Origin of the sequence: Marinobacter pelagius (genome assembly GCF_003315345.1) — a bacterium.
GTDB lineage: Bacteria > Pseudomonadota > Gammaproteobacteria > Pseudomonadales > Oleiphilaceae > Marinobacter > Marinobacter pelagius_A.
This window is the reverse complement of sequence record NZ_QNRO01000007.1, coordinates 96,718-120,874: the sequence shown is the minus strand read 5'-3', so window position 1 is coordinate 120,874 and position 24,157 is coordinate 96,718. Positions and strand designations below refer to the sequence as shown.

Annotated in this window: 17 protein-coding genes; 8 read left to right on the top strand and 9 right to left on the bottom strand. The window is 58.0% G+C overall.

Annotation, left to right across the window (positions count from 1 at the left end; translation table 11 throughout):
• Nucleotides 1-15: 15 nt before the first annotated feature.
• A complete protein-coding gene (locus tag DET50_RS08680) occupies nucleotides 16-357 on the bottom strand; it encodes a hypothetical protein (RefSeq protein ID WP_113862469.1) in 342 nt (113 codons plus the stop codon).
• A gap of 543 nt (nucleotides 358-900) precedes the next feature.
• Between DET50_RS08680 and DET50_RS08675 the strand changes: the two genes are divergently transcribed.
• From DET50_RS08675 to DET50_RS08665, 3 genes are all read left to right on the top strand, one after another.
• A protein-coding gene (locus DET50_RS08675) for an IS3 family transposase (protein WP_220150133.1) occupies nucleotides 901-2,033 on the top strand; the annotation gives its coding sequence in 2 pieces (ribosomal slippage) (nucleotides 901-1,159 and nucleotides 1,159-2,033; 1,134 coding nt in all).
• A gap of 620 nt (nucleotides 2,034-2,653) precedes the next feature.
• The gene (locus DET50_RS08670; RefSeq protein ID WP_258546088.1) at nucleotides 2,654-3,760 is read left to right on the top strand and encodes a dicarboxylate/amino acid:cation symporter; all 1,107 of its coding nucleotides are present in this window, start codon (nucleotides 2,654-2,656) and stop codon (nucleotides 3,758-3,760) included.
• 162 nt (nucleotides 3,761-3,922) lie between these two features.
• The gene (locus DET50_RS08665) at nucleotides 3,923-4,582 is read left to right on the top strand and encodes a lytic transglycosylase domain-containing protein (RefSeq protein ID WP_258546093.1); all 660 of its coding nucleotides are present in this window, start codon (nucleotides 3,923-3,925) and stop codon (nucleotides 4,580-4,582) included.
• Between the two features lie 68 nt (nucleotides 4,583-4,650).
• Here DET50_RS08665 and putA read toward each other — a convergent pair whose 3' ends face one another.
• Both putA and DET50_RS08655 read right to left on the bottom strand, forming a co-directional pair.
• Entirely contained in the window at nucleotides 4,651-8,277 is a 3,627-nt protein-coding gene (gene putA / locus DET50_RS08660; protein ID WP_113862466.1) for a bifunctional proline dehydrogenase/L-glutamate gamma-semialdehyde dehydrogenase PutA, read from the bottom strand.
• Between the two features lie 174 nt (nucleotides 8,278-8,451).
• Nucleotides 8,452-11,955, bottom strand: a complete 3,504-nt coding sequence (locus tag DET50_RS08655; RefSeq protein ID WP_113862465.1) for an NAD-glutamate dehydrogenase — start codon at nucleotides 11,953-11,955, stop codon at nucleotides 8,452-8,454.
• Nucleotides 11,956-12,114: 159 nt separating this feature from the next.
• Here DET50_RS08655 and DET50_RS08650 point away from each other — a divergent pair, with 159 nt between their 5' ends.
• Nucleotides 12,115-12,567 carry a winged helix-turn-helix transcriptional regulator gene (locus DET50_RS08650; RefSeq protein ID WP_113862464.1) on the top strand — a complete coding sequence of 151 codons (453 nt, stop codon included), beginning with the start codon at nucleotides 12,115-12,117 and terminating at the stop codon, nucleotides 12,565-12,567.
• Nucleotides 12,568-12,584: 17 nt separating this feature from the next.
• On the opposite strand, the gene DET50_RS08645 is transcribed toward DET50_RS08650, so the two are convergent.
• Nucleotides 12,585-13,337: a hypothetical protein gene (locus DET50_RS08645; protein ID WP_113862463.1), complete on the bottom strand. Its 753-nt coding sequence runs from the start codon at nucleotides 13,335-13,337 to the stop codon at nucleotides 12,585-12,587.
• Nucleotides 13,338-13,436: 99 nt separating this feature from the next.
• Between DET50_RS08645 and DET50_RS08640 the strand changes: the two genes are divergently transcribed.
• Nucleotides 13,437-14,192 carry a spermidine synthase gene (locus tag DET50_RS08640; RefSeq protein WP_113862504.1) on the top strand — a complete coding sequence of 252 codons (756 nt, stop codon included), beginning with the start codon at nucleotides 13,437-13,439 and terminating at the stop codon, nucleotides 14,190-14,192.
• On the opposite strand, the gene DET50_RS08635 is transcribed toward DET50_RS08640, so the two are convergent.
• Nucleotides 14,189-16,165: a sigma-54-dependent Fis family transcriptional regulator gene (locus DET50_RS08635; RefSeq protein WP_113862462.1), complete on the bottom strand. Its 1,977-nt coding sequence runs from the start codon at nucleotides 16,163-16,165 to the stop codon at nucleotides 14,189-14,191. The genes DET50_RS08640 and DET50_RS08635 overlap by 4 nt on opposite strands.
• Before the next feature lie 339 nt (nucleotides 16,166-16,504).
• Here DET50_RS08635 and DET50_RS08630 point away from each other — a divergent pair, with 339 nt between their 5' ends.
• Both DET50_RS08630 and DET50_RS08625 read left to right on the top strand, forming a co-directional pair.
• A complete protein-coding gene (locus DET50_RS08630) occupies nucleotides 16,505-18,307 on the top strand; it encodes a flavin-containing monooxygenase (protein WP_113862461.1) in 1,803 nt (600 codons plus the stop codon).
• A gap of 310 nt (nucleotides 18,308-18,617) precedes the next feature.
• Nucleotides 18,618-20,624: a PA domain-containing protein gene (locus DET50_RS08625; RefSeq protein WP_181799956.1), complete on the top strand. Its 2,007-nt coding sequence runs from the start codon at nucleotides 18,618-18,620 to the stop codon at nucleotides 20,622-20,624.
• 30 nt (nucleotides 20,625-20,654) lie between these two features.
• Here DET50_RS08625 and mtgA read toward each other — a convergent pair whose 3' ends face one another.
• The gene (gene mtgA, locus DET50_RS08620) at nucleotides 20,655-21,356 is read right to left on the bottom strand and encodes a monofunctional biosynthetic peptidoglycan transglycosylase (protein WP_113862459.1); all 702 of its coding nucleotides are present in this window, start codon (nucleotides 21,354-21,356) and stop codon (nucleotides 20,655-20,657) included.
• Nucleotides 21,357-21,517: 161 nt separating this feature from the next.
• On the opposite strand from mtgA, the gene DET50_RS08615 reads away from it, so the two are divergent.
• Nucleotides 21,518-22,213 (top strand): pseudouridine synthase, encoded by a 696-nt coding sequence (locus DET50_RS08615; RefSeq protein ID WP_113862458.1) that lies wholly within the window; start codon nucleotides 21,518-21,520, stop codon nucleotides 22,211-22,213.
• A gap of 33 nt (nucleotides 22,214-22,246) precedes the next feature.
• On the opposite strand, the gene DET50_RS08610 is transcribed toward DET50_RS08615, so the two are convergent.
• From DET50_RS08610 to DET50_RS08600, 3 genes are all read right to left on the bottom strand, one after another.
• Nucleotides 22,247-22,612, bottom strand: a complete 366-nt coding sequence (locus tag DET50_RS08610; protein WP_113862457.1) for a thiol-disulfide oxidoreductase DCC family protein — start codon at nucleotides 22,610-22,612, stop codon at nucleotides 22,247-22,249.
• 122 nt (nucleotides 22,613-22,734) lie between these two features.
• Nucleotides 22,735-23,301, bottom strand: a complete 567-nt coding sequence (gene efpL, locus DET50_RS08605; protein ID WP_113862456.1) for an elongation factor P-like protein EfpL — start codon at nucleotides 23,299-23,301, stop codon at nucleotides 22,735-22,737.
• Between the two features lie 77 nt (nucleotides 23,302-23,378).
• Nucleotides 23,379-24,143 (bottom strand): DUF2182 domain-containing protein, encoded by a 765-nt coding sequence (locus DET50_RS08600; RefSeq protein WP_113862455.1) that lies wholly within the window; start codon nucleotides 24,141-24,143, stop codon nucleotides 23,379-23,381.
• Between the last annotated feature and the right edge of the window lie 14 nt (nucleotides 24,144-24,157).

The following is a 24,157-nucleotide window of genomic DNA, read 5'->3' as shown; positions in this document are numbered from 1 at the left end:
TAAGTGCTCGCTCAATTATTTCACAGGGAAAATCCGTATTTTCACAATATCTGCCACCGGTGTTTCTAGTGAGACATCAAATACGTCGAATCCGGCAAATGATTCCTCATCGATGTATTCGCTGGCCTTTGCGACCACACGCCCTTGTGAATCGTAAGCAGCAATTTTTATTTCGATGTCTTCTTCCAGAGGATCTCCATTTGTTGAAATTATCTCACCGGTGACTGTAAGTGTTGGCTCCCAGTCGTCGTCTTCGTCGTGGTCTAGGAAGGCAGACATTCCACCAAAGGTGATTCCCAATTTTTCTTCCAACATTTCCATCTGCTCTATAGCAGAAGTTAGGTCAACATGAGCCATGCTCCGTTCCTCACTGACAAAATTGATAAGATTTAGAACTGTGCCCGCCCAAAAGTGCCATCATCAAAGCTCTGTAAAGTGGATAGCTGGCGTCTAAAGAGCAACGGCATTTCCACAAATGCCTGCACGGTACGGATCGCCACTGATCCAATGTACATGAATTTTCTACGACTTTCCCACCGGGAAGACTTTTAAACGATTTGAGCTGGGCTCAAAAAGAGAATCGAATTTTCTACCGTGTCACTTACTGATTTTGTCGTTGGCCACGCTTTCTTCGCTGGCCTCTAGGCGCGTTATCAAGCTCTCCACGCCTTTCATTTCGTCTAATTTGGTTTGAGCCACAAAGCTCTTTTTAGCGTTGCTCAGTATCACGACAGGCAGAATCCAGCTCTTCCGTTTATCCCGAGGCTGTATCGGGGGCTTGCCAATTTTCCCCGCCAATCATACTGGATGAAATGGCTGTGATTGGCTTGGATGACCTGCTCCCAACTTTCTAATCCAGCGTGATCTTAGTAATGTTCATCACCAGAGAGGAAGATGAACATGAAGAAGCGATTCACCGAAGAACAGATCATTCCCATTCTGAAGGAAGCCGAGGCTGGCTTACCGGTCAAAGAGCTGTGCCGGAAGTACAACATCTCGGACGCGACGTTCTACACCTGGCGCAAGAAATATGGCGGCCTAGAAGTCTCTGAAGCCCGTCGCTTGAAGGCCCTTGAGGAAGAGAACGCTCGGCTCAAGAAATTGCTGGCCGAGTCCATGCTGGACACCGAAGCTCTGAAGGCCGCTCTCAACCGAAAGTACTGACCGTCGGGAACAAGCGCGAGGCTGTGCGCACCATGCTGTCGGAGACGACGATATCCGAGCGCAAAGCCTGTTCACTCGTCGGGTTATCCCGCGCAACGATGCGTTATCAGTCTCAGCGGTCTCCAGAGGAGCGTGAACTGACAGAGCGCATCAAAACCATTGCATTCGAACGTCGCCGGTTCGGGTACCGGCGCGTGCACCAGCTATTGCGTCGTGAGGGTGCCGAGGTGAATCACAAGAAGGTTTATCGGCTTTACCGGGAGGCAGGCCTGGCTGTCCGCAAACGCAAGCGCCGTAAAGGCGTGATGGTCGAACGGCAGCCCTTGGTGCTGCCCGATACGCCGAATCATACGTGGTCCATGGACTTCGTGATGGATTCCTTAGCCAACGGCCGCAGGATCAAATGCCTGACGATCGTGGATGATTTCACCAAGGAGTGCCTCGATATTCCCGTTGCTATGGGAATATCGGGTGAACAGGTAGTCCGCACCCTGGATGGCATCGCGGCCTTCCGAGGCTACCCGAAAGCCGTTAGGACTGACCAAGGGCCGGAATTCACTGGCAGAGCACTCGACCAATGGGCCTACCAACATGGCGTTGAATTGAAGCTAATTCAGCCCGGGAAGCCGATGCAAAATGGTTACGTCGAGAGCTTTAACGGAAAATTCCGGGATGAGTGCCTGAATGAACACTGGTTCCGGGATCTTGCTCACGCCCGGGAAAAAATCAGTAACTGGCGCTTGGACTACAATGAGCAGCGGCCGCATTCATCCTTGGGGTATCAGACACCTCTGGAGTTTGCCTCCGCTCTCCGACTTGGAAAAACTGATTCGAAAGTAACGGACATTACTAGGGAACAGTTGGATTAAAGTCAGGGGGCAGGTCAATAAAAGCTAATTCCTTCTTCTCCTCTCTCGACCTTATCCAAAACTCTCTCGCTGTATTCAGCACCCATCCAAGTACTGTGCCTGCTAACAAGAGCAACATTTTTTCCACGTCTTCGTCCTTTCTTGACACTTATTAGTTTCTGTATCGAAATTCAAATCGGAAAATCGGTCACATTTCCTCTGAGATCACTTGTGAGCTTAGTCATAGGGAACGCTATTGGTCTGACTATACGCAAGCTAAATCGAGTGTGCGCATAGTGGTCGTCTTAAGGGTGCATTCAAATATAAGAAATTTAGGGATCAAGGGCTTGGTGCGGCACGCAGTGCGAGAACTCGCCCCCTGACGCCGTGTCTTTTAATACCCTTTTCAGCAGGGGTTCAGAGTCTTTGTAGAAGGCGGAACGACGGCAATGTTGCGTTGAAATTACTGGGACCAAGCGGATGAACTCGAAACTTCCGTATGTACAAAACCGGGATGAAAAGAGCCCAATCTTATACACATAAGAAGAATATATGTGTATGCGTATAAAATTTGATCAGAACACCTAAAACCCTTATGAATACTGACCTAAACCGATGTACATATTCATCCCGTGAAACGGGTGGCCATCGTCATCGCCTCGGTGGTGCGAGGCCTGGCCTCCAGCGAAGATCTCTCGCAACTGCGCAAGCTCGGCATGCGCGTATCCATTTTCTTCGTCATCACCACTGCCATCGCCGCTTCCATCGGGCTCTGGGTTGGTGGCCTGATTAACCCCGGGCGCATGCTGACCGGGCTGGCCACGCCAGCAACGGAACCCTCTGGCGAGGTGGTGAATGCCACGATACCCAGTGTTGAGGATCTTCCCCAGGCCCTGTTGGGGCTGCTCCCCGGCAATCCCCTGGATGCCATGGTGGAAGGCCAGATGCTGCAGGTAGTGATCTTCTCGATCATCGTCGGTGTTGCCCTGGTCAGCATGGCACCGGAAAAGTCCCGACCGATGCTGGACCTGCTCGATTCCCTGCAACAGGTCTGCATGACCGTGGTTAAATGGGCCATGCGCCTGGCCCCCTTCGCCGTCTTCGGCCTGATGGCCCAGCTCACCACCACCATCGGCTTCCGCGCCATGCTGGGCATGGGCTCCTACGTGCTGACCGTCCTGCTGGGATTGTTGGTCCTACTGGGCTTCTACCTGCTGATTCTCAAGGTTCTGGTGGGCCAGCGACCATTGCAGTTTCTCAAGGACAGCCGTGATGTCCTGCTGCTGGCATTCTCCACCTCCAGCTCCGCTGCTGTCATGCCGCTTTCCATCCGCACTGCCGAGGACAAGCTCGGAGTGCGGCCATCGATCTCCGAATTTGTGATTCCACTGGGCGCAACCATCAACATGAACGGCACCGCACTTTATCAGGCGGTGGCAACCGTATTCCTGGCCCAGGTCTATGGCATTGACCTGGGCTGGGGCAGCATGGCGCTGGTGGTTGCCATGGCGGTCGGCGCGTCCATCGGTTCACCGGCCACACCCGGCGTTGGCATCGTCATCCTTGCCATGGTGCTCCAGACCGTGGGCATACCGCCAAGCGGTATCGCGCTGATCATGGGCGTGGACCGCATTCTGGACATGTGCCGCACTGCCATTAACGTTACCGGCGACCTGGTCACCTGCCGGCTGATGGAAAACTGGTCCGGCACCCGGTTGCCGCCGGAACCGGCGCCGGCCGATTCATAACCGCAACAAATAGCATCAGTCGGGTTACAGTTAATGGGACCCTGGCCCTTTGCCACAGGGCCAGGGACTGAAATAATAGGCACTCGATTATTACTGGCAGTTACCGGCTTACTCTGGACCATGGCAAAACGATCACGAACTCCTTCCCTCGCGCTCGCCGTAATGATGTTCTCGGTTGCCATGCCGGCTCTGGCCGATGGCATCAAGCGCATCGTGCATCCGGATGGCACCGTCGAGTACACCAACACCAAGAGCACGGACGCCCCTATTGCCTCCACCGGCAACGAGACAGTCTATCGCTACACCGACGAGAACGGAGTCGTTTCCTACAGCAGTATCCAGCCAAACAATGCCACGTTCGATGTCATCCGCTTTCACTGTTACGCCTGTGATCCGAATTCGAAAGTCGACTGGCGCAAGACGCCGCTGTTCCTTCAGCCTTACCAGAAGGAAATCCGGACTGCGGCCAGTGAGTTCGATGTCGACCCGGCCCTGGTCCGGGCCGTCATTCACGCCGAATCCGCGTTCAACCCCAAGGCGCTGTCTCCCAAGGGCGCCCAGGGCCTGATGCAACTGATGCCGGCTACCGCCCGGGAACTAGGCGTAGGCAATGCCATGGTGGCGGCCGAAAACATACGTGGCGGGGTAAATTATCTGGCCCGGATGCTGGCGCGTTTCAATGGGGACATTCGCCTGGCAACCGCTGCCTACAACGCTGGCCCAGGCGCCGTTACCCGCTACAAGGGCGTCCCTCCCTATGCCGAGACCAAGGCCTACGTGGAGCGGGTGGGCATCCTTCACGAGCGTTACGCTGCGAACTGACCGCTTCCGCAAAACAAAAAACGCCGCGCGGGTTCAGGCCCGTGCGGCGTTTTTCATTCAGGATGGCGTTACTCAGCCGAAGCGATCAGGCTGGCGTTACCACCCGCTGCAGTAGTATCCACACACAGGTGCCGCTCGATCACGTAACGCTGATCCAGCTTGTGCTCGGTGATGATCGGCAGCAGGGCACCGTCGCGCTTGGCCAGAGCCTGGCGGTACTGCTTCAGCAGCGGCTTCTCGGCGACGCTGACCACCGCCTCGAAGCCGGACAGCTCGGTCAGCGCGTCCGGATCGAGGACACCGTTGACCGCCACAATGGGCAGGCCGGCCTTGGTGGCATCCGCCATCTTCTTCTCGGCATCCGGTGCAATGACCACCACCTGGTTGCCCTGGGACAGCGCGGTTGCCGCCTGTTCCATGGCTGAATCCGCATCTGGCCCCAGACACAGGACCACACCCCGGGCATGGAAGGACAGGTGGTTCTGCTCGCCGGTGGGCCCGGGCATTTCCAGATAACCCTGGTCCATCGGCCCCGGAACCTCACCAAAGAACGGCTTGAGGGTTTCCTGACGTTCCTCAGGCCTGGGCGCCTTGACTGCGGCCACCTGATTGATCAGCTTCTGAGCCTTGTCCGCACCGATAACCTTATCGCTGGAGCTGGACGACTTCTCGACAGTCTCCCCTTTGAGGAAACGACGAACGTACAGTGGGCCACCCGCCTTCGGGCCGGTACCAGAGAGGCCTTCACCACCGAACGGCTGGGACCCGACAATGGCGCCGATCTGGTTCCGGTTTACGTACGTGTTACCCACATGGATCCGGCTGGCGATATGCTCTATCCGGCGGTCGACCCGGCTGTGGATACCGAAGGTCAGGCCGTAGCCCTTGGCATTGACGGCGTCCACCACCTTGTCGATGTCCTTCGCTTCAAAGGTAGCCACGTGCAGGACCGGGCCAAAGATCTCTTCCTCCATATCCTCGATACCGTTGACCTTGAGTACCGCCGGCGAAACGAATCGGCCCTTGCTCGGCACGTCCATTTTCTTGAGCAACTTGCCGGCCTGCTCGAACTTGCTGCAGTGGTCGACGATCTTCTTCTGGGACGGCTCGTCGATCACCGGGCCTACGTCCGTGGACAACTGCCACGGGTCGCCAATACCCAGTTCTTCCATGGCGCCGTACAGCATCTCCAACAGGTTATCGGCAATGTCTTTCTGGATATACAGCATGCGCAGCGCAGAGCAGCGCTGGCCGGCACTCTGGAATGAGGACGCCAGCACATCCCGCACCACCTGCTCTGGCAGCGCGGTGGAATCCACGATCATCGCGTTGAGGCCACCGGTCTCTGCCACCAGCGGAGCATCCGGAGCCATGTGCTCGGTCATGGCCTTGTTGATGCGCTGGGCGGTAGCCGTGGAGCCGGTGAAGCAGACCCCGGTCACACGGGGATCTGATGTCAGGGCGGAGCCCACAGTGGCACCGGTACCCGGCAGCAGCTGGATAGCATCACGGGGGATACCCGCCTCATGCATCAGCTCAACCGCGCGCACCGCCAGGAGCGAGGTGCTCTCGGCCGGCTTGGCGACGACCGCATTGCCCGCCGCCAGGTTGGCCAGGATCTGGCCGGTGAAGATCGCCAGCGGGAAGTTCCACGGCGAGATACAGCACATGACGCCCCGGGCCTCGCCATCCTTTTCGTAACGGATGCCTTCGTTGGCGTAGAACATGGCGAAGTCAACCGCCTCGCGGATCTCTGCGACCGCATCCAGCAGGGACTTGCCCGCCTCACGGGTGGTCAGGGCGAACAGCTCATAGGCATGCTCCTCGTACAGGTCACCCACCTTGCGAACACAGGCCGCACGCTCCTCGGCGGACCTTGCAGACCAGCCCTTGAAGCCCTCCTGGGCCGCGTCGAGGGCCGCGCTGATATCGGCTTCGGACGTGAAGGTGATATGCCCCACCAGATCATCCGGGTTGGCCGGGTTACGGACCTCGTGCACCTCATCGCTGGAGGATTCCACCGCCAGCACGGGGCCACCCTTCCACTGGTGCTCCCGGAACTTGCCACGGCCTTCCTCGATCTCTGCGACGGTCACCGGATCGGTAATATCCCAGCCCTTGGAGTTGCGACGCTGGTCACCGAAAATCTTCGCCGGCGGCACAATGGCCTTGCTGGAGATGTTGTCGCCCAGGGCCACCACCGCATCGATGGGATCCTTGGCGATTTCTTCCGGCGTGATGTTGGTGTCGACAATCTGGTTCACGAAAGAACTGTTGGCGCCGTTTTCCAGCAGGCGACGGACCAGATAGGCCAGCAGATCCTTGTGGGCACCCACCGGGGCATAGATCCGGCAAGGGACACCACTGTCCTGCAGTACCTGATCGTGCAGGGACTCACCCATACCGTGCAGGCGCTGGAATTCAAATTTTGAGCGGTCGATATCTTTGGCCAGCTCCAGCACCGCCGATACGGAGTGCGCGTTGTGGGTGGCGAACTGCGGGTAGATGCGGTCGGTCATGCCCAGCAATTGTTTGGCGCAGGACAGGTAGGAAACGTCACTGCAGGCCTTGCGGGTGAATACCGGAAAACCGCTCAGACCCATTACCTGGGCGCGCTTGATCTCGGCATCCCAGTAGGCCCCCTTAACCAGGCGCACCATGATCCGACGATCCAGCTTCTCGGACAAGGCATACAGCCAGTCCAGGGTCTGGGCGGAGCGCTTGCCGAATGCCTGAACCACCACACCAAAACCGTCCCAGTCCTTCAGTTCCGGGTCGGAAAGAATGGCTTCGATGACATCCAGGGACAGGTCGAGACGATCCTGTTCCTCGGCGTCGATGTTGAAGCCCATGTTGGAGGCGGCCGCTTTTTTGGCCAGTTTCAGGGCGCGGGGCATGAGTTCATTCATCACCCGCTCTTTGTGGCCGTATTCATACCGGGCCAGCAGCGCGGACAACTTCACGGAAATACCCGGGTTGGTGCGCACATCGCCCTTGCAGTTCTTGCTGATGCTGTCGATGGCATCCGAGTATGACTGGTAATAACGCAGGGCATCCGCATCGGTGCGGGCGGCTTCGCCGAGCATGTCATAGGAATAGGTGTAGCCACGCTCAACGTAATACTTGCCGCGGTCCTGGGCTTCCTCGATATCGCGGCCCAGAACGAACTGGCGCCCCATCTCCTTCATGGCCTGACCGGCCACGGTACGGACTACCGGCTCACCCATGCGCTTGACCAGTTTGCGCAGGGTCTCGCCCACGCTCTGGCGCTCGGAGTCCTTCAGCAGGTTGCTGGTCATCAGCAATGCCACGGTCGCGGAGTTGATCATCCCGGACTGGGCCTTGCCCACGTGGGCGCCCCAGTTGCCGGAGGTGATCTTGTCTTCGATCAGATCGTGGATGGTGAGGTTATCCGGTACCCGAAGCAGGGCCTCGGCCAGACACATCAGGGCAACGCCCTCCTTGGTGGTGAGTCCGTATTCCGCCAGGAATTTCTCCATGATGGTCGGGCGTGCATTCTTGCGGACGCTACGTACCAGTTCTGCGGCACGGGCGGAGATCGCCTCCCGCTCAGCCTGTGACAACTGGGCGTCAGCAATCAGCTTGTGAATCACCGCATGCTCGTCCGCCAGATAGTTCTGCCGGATCGCCTGGCGATGCTCGTTGAGGTCAGGATTCACTGATTGCTGTGTCATATTTGTACCCTCTTCGCTGTTTGTCTTGTATCTCTCGCATTTTACCGAGAATGAAAAAGACGATTTGCCCATAAAAATATATGGAGCAACACATTACGACTTTTTTATTGAACTACAATTCATCAAAAAACCATCGGAAGGTCACGCTATAGCCATATCGCCCTTCAACTTGAATCAGAAAGCCTCTCTGGAAAGCTCCCTGAGCACACTGTGCGCCACCGAAAACACGGCACAATCGACATCATTGGCCGCCTGCATATCCCCGAGTACCCGCTCCCAACGACCCAAAAGTGGTTGCCTCGCACTTCGCCAGGAATCCAGCTTTGCTTCCGGAGAAGCGAGATTGCCCTCGGCAGAATCATCCTGTGCCAGCACTGAGGCAGTGAGGCCCCGCAACTGCTGATCCAGTTCATCCCGGTAATGGACCGTTGCCAGCACCTGCCAGTGCCCATGGGCCCGATAAACCCGCATCTGCCGGTCCAGCCAGGTCAGGTTCAGGCTCTCCCCTAACCGGAAGTAAACCCAGGCCACGGACTCCAGATCCTGCCCCAGCTGGCTTGAGATCTCGATCATGTCCATCAGCCAGTAACGGCTCTCAGCCGAGGCACAATAAGCGGCTAACGCTTCCGGCACGTCTTTTTCCCTGTACTCAGCATAGTGCCCATACCAGCGACTTTCAGGTATGACCGAAGACAATCGCTCGATGGAGGACAGTACATCCGACAAAGCCCCCCGGTATCGGGCCTCACAGTCGGCCGGGTCCAGATCGTTGCGACGGTTGTGCAGCAACCAGACAGTGCTTCGGGTGACCAGGTGAATGACATCGCTGAAAAGGTCAGCCTGCACCGCCGCATCAATCCGGCCATCCAGCTTTTCAATGGCTTCCCATTGCCGGTCTACGTTGTGGATCTCGACTGAGATCAGGTAGGCGGCGGCGATGCGGCCGGCATCGGCTCCGGTGGTATTGCGGATCCGTTCCACCCAGGTGATGCCCATGCGATTGACCATGTCGTTGGCAATCTGGGTTGCAACGATTTCGGCTCGCAGCGGATGCGCCTCGATAGCCTCCGGGAATGCTTCGCGCATGGATTCCGGAAAGGCCGAGAAAAGCGCCCGGGAGAACCGTGGATCCCGGACAATGGGAGCGGCCATGAGTACCTGCTTGAGTTCTATCTTGGTATAGGACAGCAGCACCGAAAGCTCGGGCCGGGTCAGCCCTCCGGAGCGTTCACGCAGCTCATCGTCATCCGGCAGGAATTCCAGTGCTCGATCCAGCCGCCCATCCGATTCAAGCCGCCGCATCAGACGCTCATAACCGTCTTGTGATCCGACCTTGCCGGTGCAGGCCAGGCTGAGCGCCATGGCCTGCCGATAATTGTTGCGCAGTACCAATTCCGCCACTTCCGGCGTCATCGCCCGGAGCAGCTGATTGCGCTCGCCCAGCGTCATTTCATCCCGGGCAACACGTTCGTTCAGCAGGATCTTGATATTCACTTCATGGTCGGAGCAGTCCACTCCGCCGGCGTTATCGATAAAGTCAGAATTCGCTGAACCACCAGCCAGGGCAAAGGCGACCCGACCCCGCTGGGTGACACCGAGGTTGCCCCCCTCACCCAGCACACGGCAGCGCAACTCGGGACTGTCGACCCTGAGTCCGTCGTTGGCCCGGTCCCCGACATCGTCGTGGGACTCGGAGGGCGCCTTGATATAGGTGCCGATGCCGCCGTTCCAGATCATGTCCACCGGAGCCCGGAGCAGCGCCCGGATCAGTTCGTTGGGTGCCAGACGCTGGGCACTGATGCCCAGAAGCGAGCGCATTTCGGGTGATACCGGAATCCATTTGGCGGAGCGGGCAAAGATACCGCCGCCTTTGCTGATGAGGCTTTGGTCATAATCCGCCCAGCTGGAGCCCGGCAGTTCGAACAGGCGCTTGCGCTCGGCAAATGAGGCCGCTGCATCCGGGGACGGGTCGACAAAAATGTGCTGGTGATTGAACGCACCCACCAACCGGATATGTTCCGACAGCAACATGCCGTTGCCGAATACATCTCCGGCCATATCGCCGATACCCACCACGGTGAAATCCTCGGACTGGGTGTCCAGCCCTTTCTCGAGGAAATGGCGCTTCACCGACTCCCAGGCACCCCGGGCGGTAATGCCCATCTTCTTGTGGTCATAACCCTCGTTGCCGCCGGAGGCAAAGGCGTCACCAAGCCAGAACCGGTACTCCCCGGCGAGATGGTTGGCGATATCGGAAAACGTCGCCGTTCCCTTGTCTGCGGCCACCACCAGGTAGGGGTCATCGTCGTCATGGCGGACCACATTGACCGGCGGTACAACCACACCGTTCTCGAGATTGTCGGTCAGATCGAGCAAACCACGAATGAAAATCTGATAACAGACGATACCCTCGGCGCGCAGCGACTCCCGGTCTCCCTCATCAGGCGGCTGCTTGACGACAAAGCCGCCCTTGGCACCCACCGGCACGATCACCGAGTTCTTGACCTGTTGTGCCTTCACCAGCCCCAGAATCTCGGTCCGGTAATCCTCGATGCGATCGGACCAGCGCAAGCCACCGCGGGCAACCGGGCCGGCTCGCAGGTGAACACCTTCCACCCGGGGCGAATAGACAAATATCTCGAAACGGGGCCGGGGTTTGGGAATGTCCGGCAGCGAGGATGGATCAACCTTGAAGGACAGGTAGCCCTTTGGCTGGCCGGTTTCCTCCGGCTGGTAGTAGTTGGTTCTGACCGTGGCCTGAATCAGGGCGTGGAATCGACGCAGGATCCGGTCATCGTCGAGACTTTCCACCTGTTCCAGCGCAGCAAGGATCTCCTTCTCGATTGCATCGATACGCTGGGCTCGCTCTTCGGCCTTCACATCTTCCGGTTCGAATCTGGCCCTGAACAGGGAGACCAGACCAGCGGTGATATCGAGATGGCGGGCCAGCGTGTCGGCGATGAAGGGCTGGCTGAAGCCGAAGCGAAGCTGCTTGATGTAGCGTGCGTACGCCCGGAGCAACGCGACATCCCGCCAGCCCAGACCCGCCGCCATGATCAGCTGGTTGAACTCGTCGTTCTCGGCAAAACCGTTCCAGATTTCCCGGAAAGCTTGCTGCACAAGGGGCTTCGCCGTCCTGAAATCGGCATTCCGGCACCGGGAATGGAACGCCACCGTAAAGTCGCTGACACCATAGGTCTCCCCATCCCGGCGCCGGATGGAGTAGGGATGCTCACCCAGAACCCGCATGCCGAGATTTTCAAGGATAGGAATCACATCCGACAGGATCACCGGACTGCCCTGGCTGTAGAGCTTGAAGCTGAGCTGCCCTTCGGCGCTGTCGCCGGAATTATAGAAGCCCATGGGCACATCGGAACTGATGGCAATGGACTGGATCTGGCGAATGTCTTCCAGGGCTTCAGCCACCGGAAAGCGGGCCCGATACGCCGAGGGAAAACTACCACTGAAAAGCTGGGCGTAACGCCCGCCGAGGGTGTCGCCAAAGGTCGCGACAAGCTGGCTGTGGAGGTCATCGTCCCATGATCGGGATTCCTCCATCATTTTCGCCACTACCTGGCGAAGATCGAGTGAATCATCGGCTTCGACATTCTGGTCATCAAGGGCGTTGGCAAGCTGTTCCAGCAGGCTTTGTTGTTGTACTGAGCGGGAATCGGTCATCAATCTTCTCCGGGCGGTATCCACAGGGCGATACGGATTCATGCCAATCCAGTATACTCAAGACCCGAAAGTCACTTTGACCATATAGTTTCAAAACGCAGGCAATTCGCTTATATTCGAATATTGACATAGACATTAAGCTTGGCAGGAGACCAAATTATGGTCGAACTGGATAGAATTGATCACTCAATCATCAGGGAATTACAGAAGAATTCCCGGATCACCATTACCGAACTCGCCACGCGGGTGGGTCTCTCCAAGACACCCTGCCAGGTTCGCATGCGGCGACTGGAAGATCAGGGTTACATCACCGGCTACACCGCCCTGGTAAACCATACCAAGCTGGGGCTGAGCCATGTCGCTTTTGCCCAGGTCACCCTTTCCGACACCAGCAGCGGTGCCCTCGCCGCCTTCAACGAGGCCGTCAAGCAGGTTTCCCTGGTGGAGCAGTGCCATATGATGGCAGCGAACTTCGATTACCTGCTGAAGATCCGGACACGTAACATGGCCGAGTACCGGCAGGTACTCGGGGAGCAGATCTCCAGCCTGCCCCACGTGCTGCAGACCAGTACCTTTGTGGTCATGGAAAATGTGAAGGACACCGGCATCTGAACACAGGAAGGGAACGATCAGCCGGCAGCCTCAAGACCGAGCTCATGCTTGTACAACACATTGCCCAGCCCCAGGACGATCCGTTCCACGGAGACATCGGCCGACACGGGACTCTCCCCGGGTTTTGACCGGGCTTCCAGGATCAGCACCATTCTGAGCAGATCCAGAAGCCGGATGACCAGATCCAGGATATCGAAGTCGTCCGGCGCCGACGCCATCTCGCGAATCACAAACGCTTTCGCGGACTCGACAATGAACGCCTGATGGGCGTCGAGGGCACGGGTGTCCAGAGCGCGGACCGACTCGAAGCGCTCTTCCCGCTCCCGCCGGATCGCCTCCATGCACAGATCCCGGGAATGCTCCGGAGACTCCTCCTGGCGTAACAGGCCGGCCAACCGGAAATCCACCGTGCCCTCATGGCGCAGCTCCTCGAATTCGTCTTCGAGGCTCTTGCGGGCATGGGGCAGATACTTGCGAACAGCCCGTTCCCGGGCCGCGATCAGGTCATCAAGGGACGCGGCGTTCACCATGCCGGTCATGACCTGCACGCAATACACCAGGTGTTCCCAGATCTCCGTCGTGATCCGCTCCGGATCGGCAGGCAACACCCGGGCAATGGAGACAAACCGGAAATACAGCGTGGTGACTTCCTGTTCGCTGAACCCGGATGTCCGGATAATCTCGGGCAGACCTATACGCTCCACGTCTTTGAGCAGGCGCGGAAGCAGGATCAGCACGTAGTGCCGGGCACCTTCAGACAGGATTGTCATAACAGCGGACCTGCACGAACTCTCGCAATCGGATAATCTCCATGGGCCGGGCAATAAGCCCCTTACTGACACCATAGCCGATAACCATACATTTTCATGATGCCGATACCTGAAATCCGGGGTGAAATTGTCCACGTGACCCGGGATGCCCTGGGCAACATCCTGGTCATTGACGACCGCAAGCACCGGGTACTGAGCTTTGACTCCATCTTCGAGCAGAGCAAGATCGCCCGGGCCACGCCGTACCTGCCAGTGCATGAATACAGCCGCGCCATGCTCATACCGGCGGCATTCACCGAGCCGGCCCATGTGACCGTGCTTGGCCTTGGGGGAGGTGCCCTGGCCCACGGCCTTTATCGGCTGTTTCCGGAGTGCCGGGTTCACGTAATCGAGCTACGCCCGAAAGTCCTGGAAGTGGCGCGGGAGTGGTTTGCACTGCCGGATTCCGACCGGATGGAGGTCACCATCGCCGATGCCCGCAAGGCGGTCGCGGAACTCCCTCCGGGCAGCACCAATATGATCTTTACGGATTTGTACAACGCGGATCGCATGAGCCCTGCCCAGGCCCAGCGGCGGTTCATCAAGGACTGCTGCACCGCACTCACCGACGATGGCTGGCTGATCCTGAACTACCACAAGGTCCCGGATGAAAGCGGCAGCCTGTTCCGGGAACTGGTGCGTCAGTTCCCCTGCCTCTTGTACTTCCACAGCAAGACCAACAACACCGTCATCTACGGCTGCAAGGAACCCTTCTACCCCTGGCCCCTTGATGTGCCGCTCCTGAAGGAACTGGAAGAACGCTTGCCCATCGGCTGGCGCAAGTTGATGAAGAAGCTTTCGATGGTGGAGGACTAATCCCGCTCTTCTCCGGAACCTCCACGGTTTCCGAGAAAGCGGGGCAAGGTTATCCCCTGCCGATCCATCCAGCGGTATACGGTCGGCCGGGACACGTCGAAATGCCGAGCCACTTCGGAAATGTTCCATTGGCAGGCCCGGAGCGCATCGAGTAACGGATCCTGCTGACTGTCACTATTAACCATCTGATCCGCCACCGGCGGCATCCGGTCAGAGACACATTCCTCCGGCAGATCGTTGGCGGTGATCTGTCCTCCCTCGCAGGTTGCCTCGGCAAACGTCAGTGCGTTCACCAGTTGCCGGATATTTCCGGGCCACTCGTAGGCCAGCAATGCACTCACCGCATCGCCGCGCAACCGTACCTCCGACATCGTTCCATCAGCAATCAGGTTTTCCAGAACCCTCTGGATCACATGCTGCCGGTCTGCCCGCTGCCTCAAGGGCGGCAACTTCAGGCTGGCCCCATTCAGGCGGTAATAAAGATCGGCGCGGAAGTCACCCCGTTCAATAAGCTGGCCCAGGTCCTGATGGGTAGCGGCAATAACCCGGCAATTCACACGAATCGGCGCGTCTGCGCCAATGGGAAGAATTTCCCCTTCCGCCAACACCCGCAACAAACGGGTCTGGAGTTGCAGCGGCATGTCGCCGATCTCGTCAAGGAAGAGCGTGCCACCATCGGCCTGCTGAATCAGTCCGCGCATGCCTTTGGAGCGAGCGCCGGTGAAGGCACCGGCAACGTAGCCGAACAACTCGCTCTCAATCAGCGATTCCGGAATCGCAGCACAGTTCACGGCCACGAAGGCCCGTTTGCTTCGGTTGCCTGAGTCATGAATGGCCCGGGCAAGTACCTCCTTGCCAGTGCCGGTTTCTCCGAGGATCAGTAAGCCAACATCCCGATTACGAAGTCGTTTCGCCAATCCGAGCGTGCGACGCATGACCGGGTCATCAGCCGCCAACGCGTCGAGTCTCGGCACCCGTTCGCTGGGGCTGTTTGTGTCAGAGTCGATCGGCTTGGGAGAGGCAACCCTTGGCTGAATCAGCGCGGCAAAGAACGTCTCCCCACTAACCTGGTGACGGAAAGCCCGTACCTGATCATCCTGATCAAAAGGAATGCTCCAGATGTCCTGTATCTGGCATTCAAAAAGCTGGGTGAGATCAAGACCAGCCTTTGCAGAATCGGGAGGCACAGTTCCGGAAATCAATGATCGCCCCGCCGTATTGCTCGCCTCGATCCGCCCACTCTCGTCGATCGCGAACAGATACTGACCATTGACCTGGACGAACTCCCGGGAGGCATCGCAACGGAAAATCACCTGATTCCGATATTTGCGCAGGAAATAGGCATCCTCGATCATTCGGGCGTAGAGCTGGGTCAGGTTGAGGGCAAACGTCTGACTATGGCGCGCTTGCGGAGAGTCCAATGCGGAAATATCCAGCACAGCCAGCAGATTACCGGCCGGATCCCTGATTGGCGCGGATGTACACGTCAGACTGATGTGTGTGGCATCAAAATGATCCACCCGATGGCAGGTCAGGGCCTGCTCTTCCTGAATGCAGGTACCCACGGCGCAAGTGCCGGCGTACTGCTCGCTCCAATCAGCACCGAGGTAGAGCCCAGCCTGGCGCAAACGCCGGTCCGAACGCCGGTCGCCAAGGTACTGCACGGTGATGCCTCGATGATCAGTGAGCAACAGCACATAACCGAGGTGGGCAATCATGGCGTACAGTTGCTCGACACCCGCCCTGGCTACGTTCAGGAATTCGTCAACCGAATCCTGGTGCTCACGCAGAGTCTGCTGGGTAACAATACGGGCGCTACGCGGCCGGCTCGGATCAAGACCGTATTCCTGGATGCAGCGTTTCCAGGATCGACCGATAAGTTCCGTTCCCGGTGATGCGTCAACAGACGAATCATCCTCCGCAAAGTTCAGAACGGCGTCAATGTGCCGACGCTGGGCAAGTTGCGTAGTCATGCAAGACTCCCGAACCAATGGGCTCTTGTTGTTGTCATTTGTCAGAGATACTGCTGCAACGCCTCTTTAGCTTATACTTTTCGTACCCTGCCCCGCATCCTCCCTTCGTACTGTTCAAGTCGTTACACCTGTAACACCTACAGACGATGAACACGTGACAGCTGTAAATACCGAACCGCAATAGATGGCCCGCTCTTGATGGCGGACAACGCGGCTTGCCCGGAAAACATCCAACAATTTCAAAGAGCTGCCAGCCAGGACTTATAACGTTCCCGACCTGGCACAGCGCCTGCAAAGCTCCGGTTGCGAACAAAAACAATGCAACCGTGGAGAACGAGCATGACACAAACCAACCTCACACCAACCCAGCAAGTCGAACAGTGGCTGGCCGGTTTTTCAGAAACACTGCAATCGGAAACCCCGGAGCAAGCTGCAGAGCACTTCGAGGAAGGCGGGTTCTGGCGGGATCTGGTCTCAATGACGTGGAACATAAAGACTCTGGAAGGCCATGACGAAATCCGGAAGATGCTGGCCATGACCGCCAAAGCCAGACACCCTCACAATTGGCAGATTTCTGAAGAAGCCACCGAACAGGATGGCGTGCTGGAAGCGTGGATTACCTTCGAAACCGCGGACGCTCTCGGCAAAGGCCACCTGCGCCTGCGTAACGGCAAGGCCTGGACCCTACTGACCACCATGCAGGAACTGCGGGAGTTTCCCGAGAAACGCAAACACCTGCGCCCCAAAGGCGCCCAACATGGTGCCAGTAAATCCCGTAGAACCTGGCTGGAGGCCAAGCAGGATGAGCAACGGGAACTGGGTTACAGCCGCCAGCCCTACTGTGTAATCATCGGTGGCGGTCAAGGCGGCATTGGTCTGGGCGCACGTTTGCGGCAGTTGGATGTGCCCACCATCATCATCGAGCGCAATCCCAAGCCCGGTGATTCCTGGCGCAATCGTTACAAATCCCTGTGTCTGCATGACCCGGTGTGGTACGACCACATGCCCTACCTCCCCTTCCCCGAGCACTGGCCGGTGTTCTGCCCCAAAGACAAGATCGGGGACTGGCTGGAGATGTACACCAAGGTCATGGAACTCAATTACTGGAATTCCACCGAATGCACTGGTGCCCGTTACGATGAGGAAAAGCACGAATGGATTGTCGATGTGGTTCGGGACGGGGAGCGGGTAACCCTGCGACCAAAACAACTGGTGCTCGCTACAGGTATGTCCGGCATACCCAACGTGCCGGACATACCCGGCATGGACAGCTTTGAAGGTGAACAACACCACTCCAGCAAGCACCCGGGTGGCGAAGCCTACAAGGGAAAGAAGTGCGTGGTACTGGGGGCCAACAACTCGGCCCACGACATTTGCGCTGCCCTGTGGGAGAACGACGCCGATGTCACCATGATTCAGCGCTCCTCCACCCATATCATCAAATCCGACACCCTCATGGATCTCGCGTTGGGAGGGCTCTATTCCGAGGAGGCCGTCGAGAACGGGATCACCACGGAAAAGGCCGACCTGACCTTCGCATCCTTGCCCTACCGGATCATGCCGGAATTCCACAAGCCGGTTTACGAGCAGGCCCAGGAGCAGGATGCCGATTTCTACAACCGACTCCGGAAAGCCGGCTTCATGCTGGATTTCGGCGACGATGGCTCCGGTCTGTTCATGAAGTACCTCCGGCGCGGTTCCGGCTATTACATCGATGTAGGCGCCTCGGAGCTGATCGCCCAGGGAGAGATCAAGCTCAAGAGCGGGGTTTCCATTGAACGGATCAATCCCAGGTCGGTAACCCTGACCGACGGCACCGAGTTGCCCGCAGACCTGATCGTTTACGCCACCGGCTATGGCTCGATGAATGGCTGGGCGGCACGGATCATATCCCAGGAAGTGGCGGACAAAGTTGGCAAGTGCTGGGGTATGGGCTCGGACACCACCAAGGATCCGGGTCCCTGGGAGGGCGAGCTGCGAAATATGTGGAAACCTACCCAACAGCAAGGTTTGTGGTTCCACGGCGGCAACCTGCACCAGTCACGGCATTATTCCCTGTATCTGGCATTGCAGTTGAAGGCCCGCATGGAAGGGCTGGAAACGCCGGTTTATGGATTACAGCCGGTCCACCACCTGTCGTAAGCCAATTTGTGGTCCGGGCCGAAAGCCCGGACCACAGCCTGTACCGACTATCCTCGAGAGCTCGGCTTACACCTCCGACATGTCGCTTTAAAATCCCCATTTTAATATTAAAAACAACTGATTAGGCATTCTTTGCGCCCAAATCGAATAATGCTCCCAGCAAGTCGTTGCTAAGGTTGATGAAGGCATGATTCTGCGACGTTCTGCCTGGACTCACTCAATCACGGGATTGTCATCCCTCAACGCAGGGGTCCATCGACCCCGCTCTGAGCCACGGGATGGCACCGTGCCAAAAGAAAAAGGACAAATCATGGCTATGGTCTCACTATGGCGGCCTTTGACCGCCATTGCCCTCTCATCGACCCTGATGACCGCCGCCTTGGCGGACGATCAGCTGGTATCGGACGGAAACGCCAACCTACATCCCGCCCACGATACCCCTCTCCCGGACGGCCACGTACCTGCCAACCAGAATTACGGCTTCAACGTGATCGGCCGGGACACGCTGGGCGGCATTTCGGACGGACTCTACACCGACGTCTGGGCCCAGGACGGATACGCTTACATCGGCACGTTCCAGGAACCGGACTGCACCCGGGCCGGAGTTTACATTTCCGACATCCGGGATCCGGCTAACCCGGTCACTGTGGGTATGATCAAATCCCCGCCCCAGACCCGGATCAACGACGTCAAAGTGACCGAAATCGATGGTCGTGACGTACTGATCCATTCCCTTGAGCCCTGTGGGCCGACTCTCGGCAACGGGCTTGCAATCGGCGGGGGAAATGGTGGTCATCAACAAGGCCAGGTGGGTGTTTCACTGTGGGACGTGACCGACCCGAGCCGCCCGACCCCACTCAAGCAGAACTTCCTCGACTTCCCGGTCCACAACGTCTTTCCATGGACAACAGCTGAGGGCAATACCTACATGCTTGTTGTGGATGACGTCGCCCTGAATGACTTGAAGATCGTCGACATCTCCAAGCCCCAGTCACCCACACTGATCAGCGAGACGGGGATCGAAACCTGGCTTGCGACCAATCCGGAAATCGCCGATGACGCTCAGCTTTTCATGGGGAGTTTTGCAGCACCGCTGCTGCACGACGTTTGGGTAAACGACATGGATCCAGGACCGAACGAGAACTGGCAGGCAGTCCTCTCTTACTGGGATGCCGGGTTCATTACCCTGGACATCAACAACCCGGCCAATCCGGTTTTCCTCGCCGACTCCACGTACCCGGACACCGATCCGGTTTACGGCACCTTACCTCCAGAGGGTAATGCCCACGCAGCCGTCTTTGCCGGCCCCAATTTCGACAAGATTTTTGGTGGTGACGAGGACTTCGACTCCCTCTTTACCGCGGTCACCGTTGCCGGCGAGGACTATCGAGCCAACCAGGGCAGCGATGTTCCACAAATCGGTGGCGCGGTTGACGAAGTGAGTGGCCAGACCGCCTACGTCGGACGCGCCTGTGGCGGGACATTGCCTACTGCCGCGGATGTGGGAGCCACGATTGCGGTCATCGAGCGAGGTGATTGCGCGTTTACCACCAAGGCCCAGACGGTTCAGGCCGCAGGCTACGAGGCCGGAGTGGTCTTCAATTCGGCGGCAGAGGGCAATTGCGAGGCGACAGTCTCCATGTTGGTTGAAGGGGACATTCCCATGTTGTTCGTACCCCGTTCCACCGGCTATGCCATCCTCGGCATTGACGGCTATGATCCGGCGGCATGCCCCGACGGCATGAATCCCGCTCTGCCCACCCCGTCCAGCCTGGGCCTGGTTGCCACACTGGGCGCTACCTTCGACGGCTGGGGCTACTTCCACGCGCTCAACAACGTCAGATCCACCATGACAGTGCCCAGAGGCATGGGAGAAGACGCGGAATCAGTGGAAGTGGGCTACCTCGGGGAAATCGGCTATTACGCGCCGGCGGAACTCACGGATCCGGAACTGGCCAGCGGAGCCGGAGACCTGACCATGCACAACCTGGAAGTGGACCCTGCCAACCCGGACCGGACATTCATCAGCTGGTATTCCCTCGGCATGCGCGCAGTCGAATGGCGTCCGGGCCACCTGCATGAAAACTTGAAAGGCGAAGGCGTCGTCTCCTGGAACATGCATGAGGTGGGCCGCTTTATCGCCGGAGAGGAATATGGTGAGGCAGAGGGCTCCAACTTCTGGGGTGTTCATGTCACCGAAGTCGACGGTCAACAGTATATTCTGGGCTCGGATCGCAATACCGGCCTCTGGATTTTCCAGTGGAGCTGTGAGGACGTCAGCGACGTGCTGTACTGCAACGGGCCGGTAACACCCTGAACCGGCAGTAAGGCCGCCCGCGGGCGGCCTTCATATTCCCCTGAGATACCCCAGCCCTAACTGGCCCATCTGTTGATTGACCCAGCTTACCCGCTCCCAGACGTAAGCCGATGGCTGGTCTGCGCGGAACACCTTGGGATTAGGCAATACCGCAGCGAGCATGGCGGCCTCGGTTCGGGACAACTGGTTTGCCGGAATTCCAAAAAAAGCCCGGCTCGCCGCCTCGACTCCATAGATACCCGGCCCGAACTCCGCAATGTTGAGGTAGACCTCAAGGATGCGCTCTTTCGGCCACAACACCTCCAGGGTAACCGCAAGCCCCGCCTCCAGGGCTTTCCGGACAAAACTCCGGCCATTCCACAGAAAAAGATTCTTCGCGGTCTGCTGGGTAATGGTGCTGGCACCACGCAGCCCCTCACCCTGGATGTATTCCTCGACAGCACTGTGAATTGCGCTGAAATCCACGCCCCAATGCTCCGGAAAACGCTGGTCCTCACTGGCAACAACGGCCAGGGGCATCCAGGCTGAGATCTGTTCGTAGGGGACCCATTCCTGGCGGATGTCCTGATCGGGATGATCCAGCCAGTAGCCAATCATGAAGGCTGAGGTCGGCGGGTTCACGAACCGGAACAGAAGCAGCAGGAGTACCGAGGCGGCGAGAGCCCCCAAAAAGCTCCAGGCCAACCAGCGGAAGGCTTTTCGAACCAAGGAGTCAGGCCTCCGGCGCGCCATTGCAGACGTGCTTCTCGATGGAAGAGGCTAAAACGGGCTTGGCAGGTTTACCGGGCATGGATGCCATTCTCTTCTGGGAATGTGACGAGGCATTACTATACCGGGCAACATTGCATCAAAACACCGGCTACAGATTACCTGATCGTTAGTATGATGAACCCATGAAACTCTCACGCATCCTCAGCAACCAGAACGGCATCAGCCGCCGCCAGGCCAATATCCTGCTTGCCGCCGGGCGCGTTCGCGTTGACGGCGAAATCTGCCGGGAGGGCGGCCTCAATATCAGCAGATTCCAGGAGGTCTGGATTGATCAGGAGCTCATACAGCGTGCGGACCCGGCCTATTACCTGATGTTGAACAAGCCAGCCGGCTACCTGAGTGCTACCGAAGATCCGGTGCATCCCACCGTGATGGAACTGATCGAGCCCACCCTGCGCGATCACCTGCACATCGGCGGCCGCCTGGACCGTGCCAGCACCGGACTGATGATCCTGAGTAGCGACGGCCTTTGGACGCGGCGATTGACCGAGCCCAGGATAAAGATCCCCAAGGTCTACCGGGTCACCACCGCCCACCCGATTTCTCCGGATACGGCCGACCGATTTACCGAAGGCATCTGGTTTGGCTACGAACAGCTCAGAACGTCTCCGGCCCGGTTGGAACAGATAGGGCCGACAGAGGCGAGGCTTACCATTTACGAGGGACGCTACCACCAGGTCAAGCGCATGTTCCATGCGGTGGGGAACCGGGTAACCTCACTGCATCGGGAGAGAATGGGGAGCCTGCTGCTGGATCCGGAACTTGCCGTTGGCAGCTTTCGACCTCTGACCGCCGATGAAATCAGCTCGGTGGGTTGACGCTTTAGGCCTTCGAAAGCAATTAAAGGAGGCTCACCCCTGCCCGGAGAGTCTCCGGTCAACCCAGGAATGATAGAGGCGGGCCAGCAGAGGACGAATCACTGGCAGGCCGATCAACCAGGCCACCGGCTTCAGTACCGGGACGCGGGACATCAACAGGATATAGGCGTCCAGCTCCCGGTGAATGGTGCCTTCACTGTCTTTCACATGCAGCTCGCGCAGCGCACTGTCGGGATCGATACCTTCCTGGCGCAACACCTCATCACGGCCGGTAATATCCAGCCACTCAACGGACTCTCCGGTCTTGCCGGCCAGCTTTTCGTACCACCGACGATCCTTGATACACGCGGGGCACGAACCGTCGTAGTACACCACGAGTTTGCCAGAGGAATGCTTCATAGCGTCCTCCCCCAAAAGTTAGGAATGACACTATTACCCTAACACGAAATCAGGGCGCGGGTGCCTGATCGCCAGCCGTTGAAACCAGGCACAGCAACGCACCCTGGCCCTGATGGTGCAGATCAGGCCCTGCTCAGGAACTTCCGTTCTTCCACGTTGATCTTGATGCGGTCACCGGTGGAGATGTGCTCGGGCACCTGAACTACGAGGCCCGTGGTCAGCCTGGCCGGCTTGGTCCGGGCGGTGGCGGAACCACCTTTGACAGAGGGATCGGTTTCTTCGATCTCAAGTTCGACTGTCGGCGGCAGGTCGAGGGCCACCGGGGAATCGCTGACGAGAATAACCATCAGCCCTTCAGTGTCCTCGTTGATGAACAGAAGCTCGTCGGCGATTGCTTCCTTGTTGAGCATGTACTGGGTGAAATCCTCAGTATCCATGAAGACGTACTCGTCTCCGTCGGCGTACGAGAAGGTGGCCGGCCGGCGAACCAGGTCTGCCTGGTTCAGCATGTCGGAGTCCTTGAAGGTTTCGTCCAGCTTCTGGCCGGTCACCACATCGTACATACGCATACGGTACAGGCTGCCTCCGGCCCGCCCCTGGGGCACGGAGCGCTCGATATCCTTGACGAAGTAAACCCGTCCCTCGTACTCAACGGCCTGATTCTTTTTGATTTCACTGGCTTTTGGCATTGCTTATGGTCCCGAAAGAAAATGACAACTAGGGAGCCTGATATACCACGACTTCGGACGATAAGCGATAGCGACCATCAGGCAGAGGCGATAACCACAATGCCGAGGACAATCGCCGTCAACCCCACCCCCTTCGCCAACCACTCTCCGTATGGCACCGTTTTCTCAAGCAGAACAATCACCGCAAGGGCGGCAATCACCAAAAGATCCATGACGCCGCCGACAAACAGGAGGGCCATCAATGCGCCACAGCACCCCACACAGTAGGCCCCGTGGATAATGCCCATCTTGAATGCCCCGCTCAGGCCCGGACGCCAATGACGGGTAATGAAAAACAGGGGGCCCCGGCAACGCTTCAGGCATGCCTGCTTGAGAGAGGAAAACTGGTAGAGACCTGCGCCAATCAGGATGATTCCGCTTAGAACTACACTCTGGCTGCGCATCATGGGGCTGAGCAATGCCCACTCTTCAAGTCGCCATTGCAGGGTCGTGGCCACCAGGCTGAACAGTGTCCAGAGAACGAAATAACCGGCGCAAAACAGTCCGGTGCCCAGGGCTTCCCGAGCCAGTTTGTTGGTCCTGGCCACCTGACGGTAAAGCAGGACCATTGGAGCTGCACTGGGAACCATCATGGCCACCATCATGACGCTCCACATCACGAACATCATGACAAAGTAGGCAGGTGTCCACTCTCTGAGCATCATGGAACCGCCCGCTGACATGGCAGACATGTCCGCCGCCATATCAAACAGATACCACCAGCAAACCCCCGCGATCGCCAGCAAAGCCGCCAGCGTAGCGAGTGACGCCCGGGGCATGCCCCGAGCGTGTATTCCGGCCATGTGTCTCACCCGAA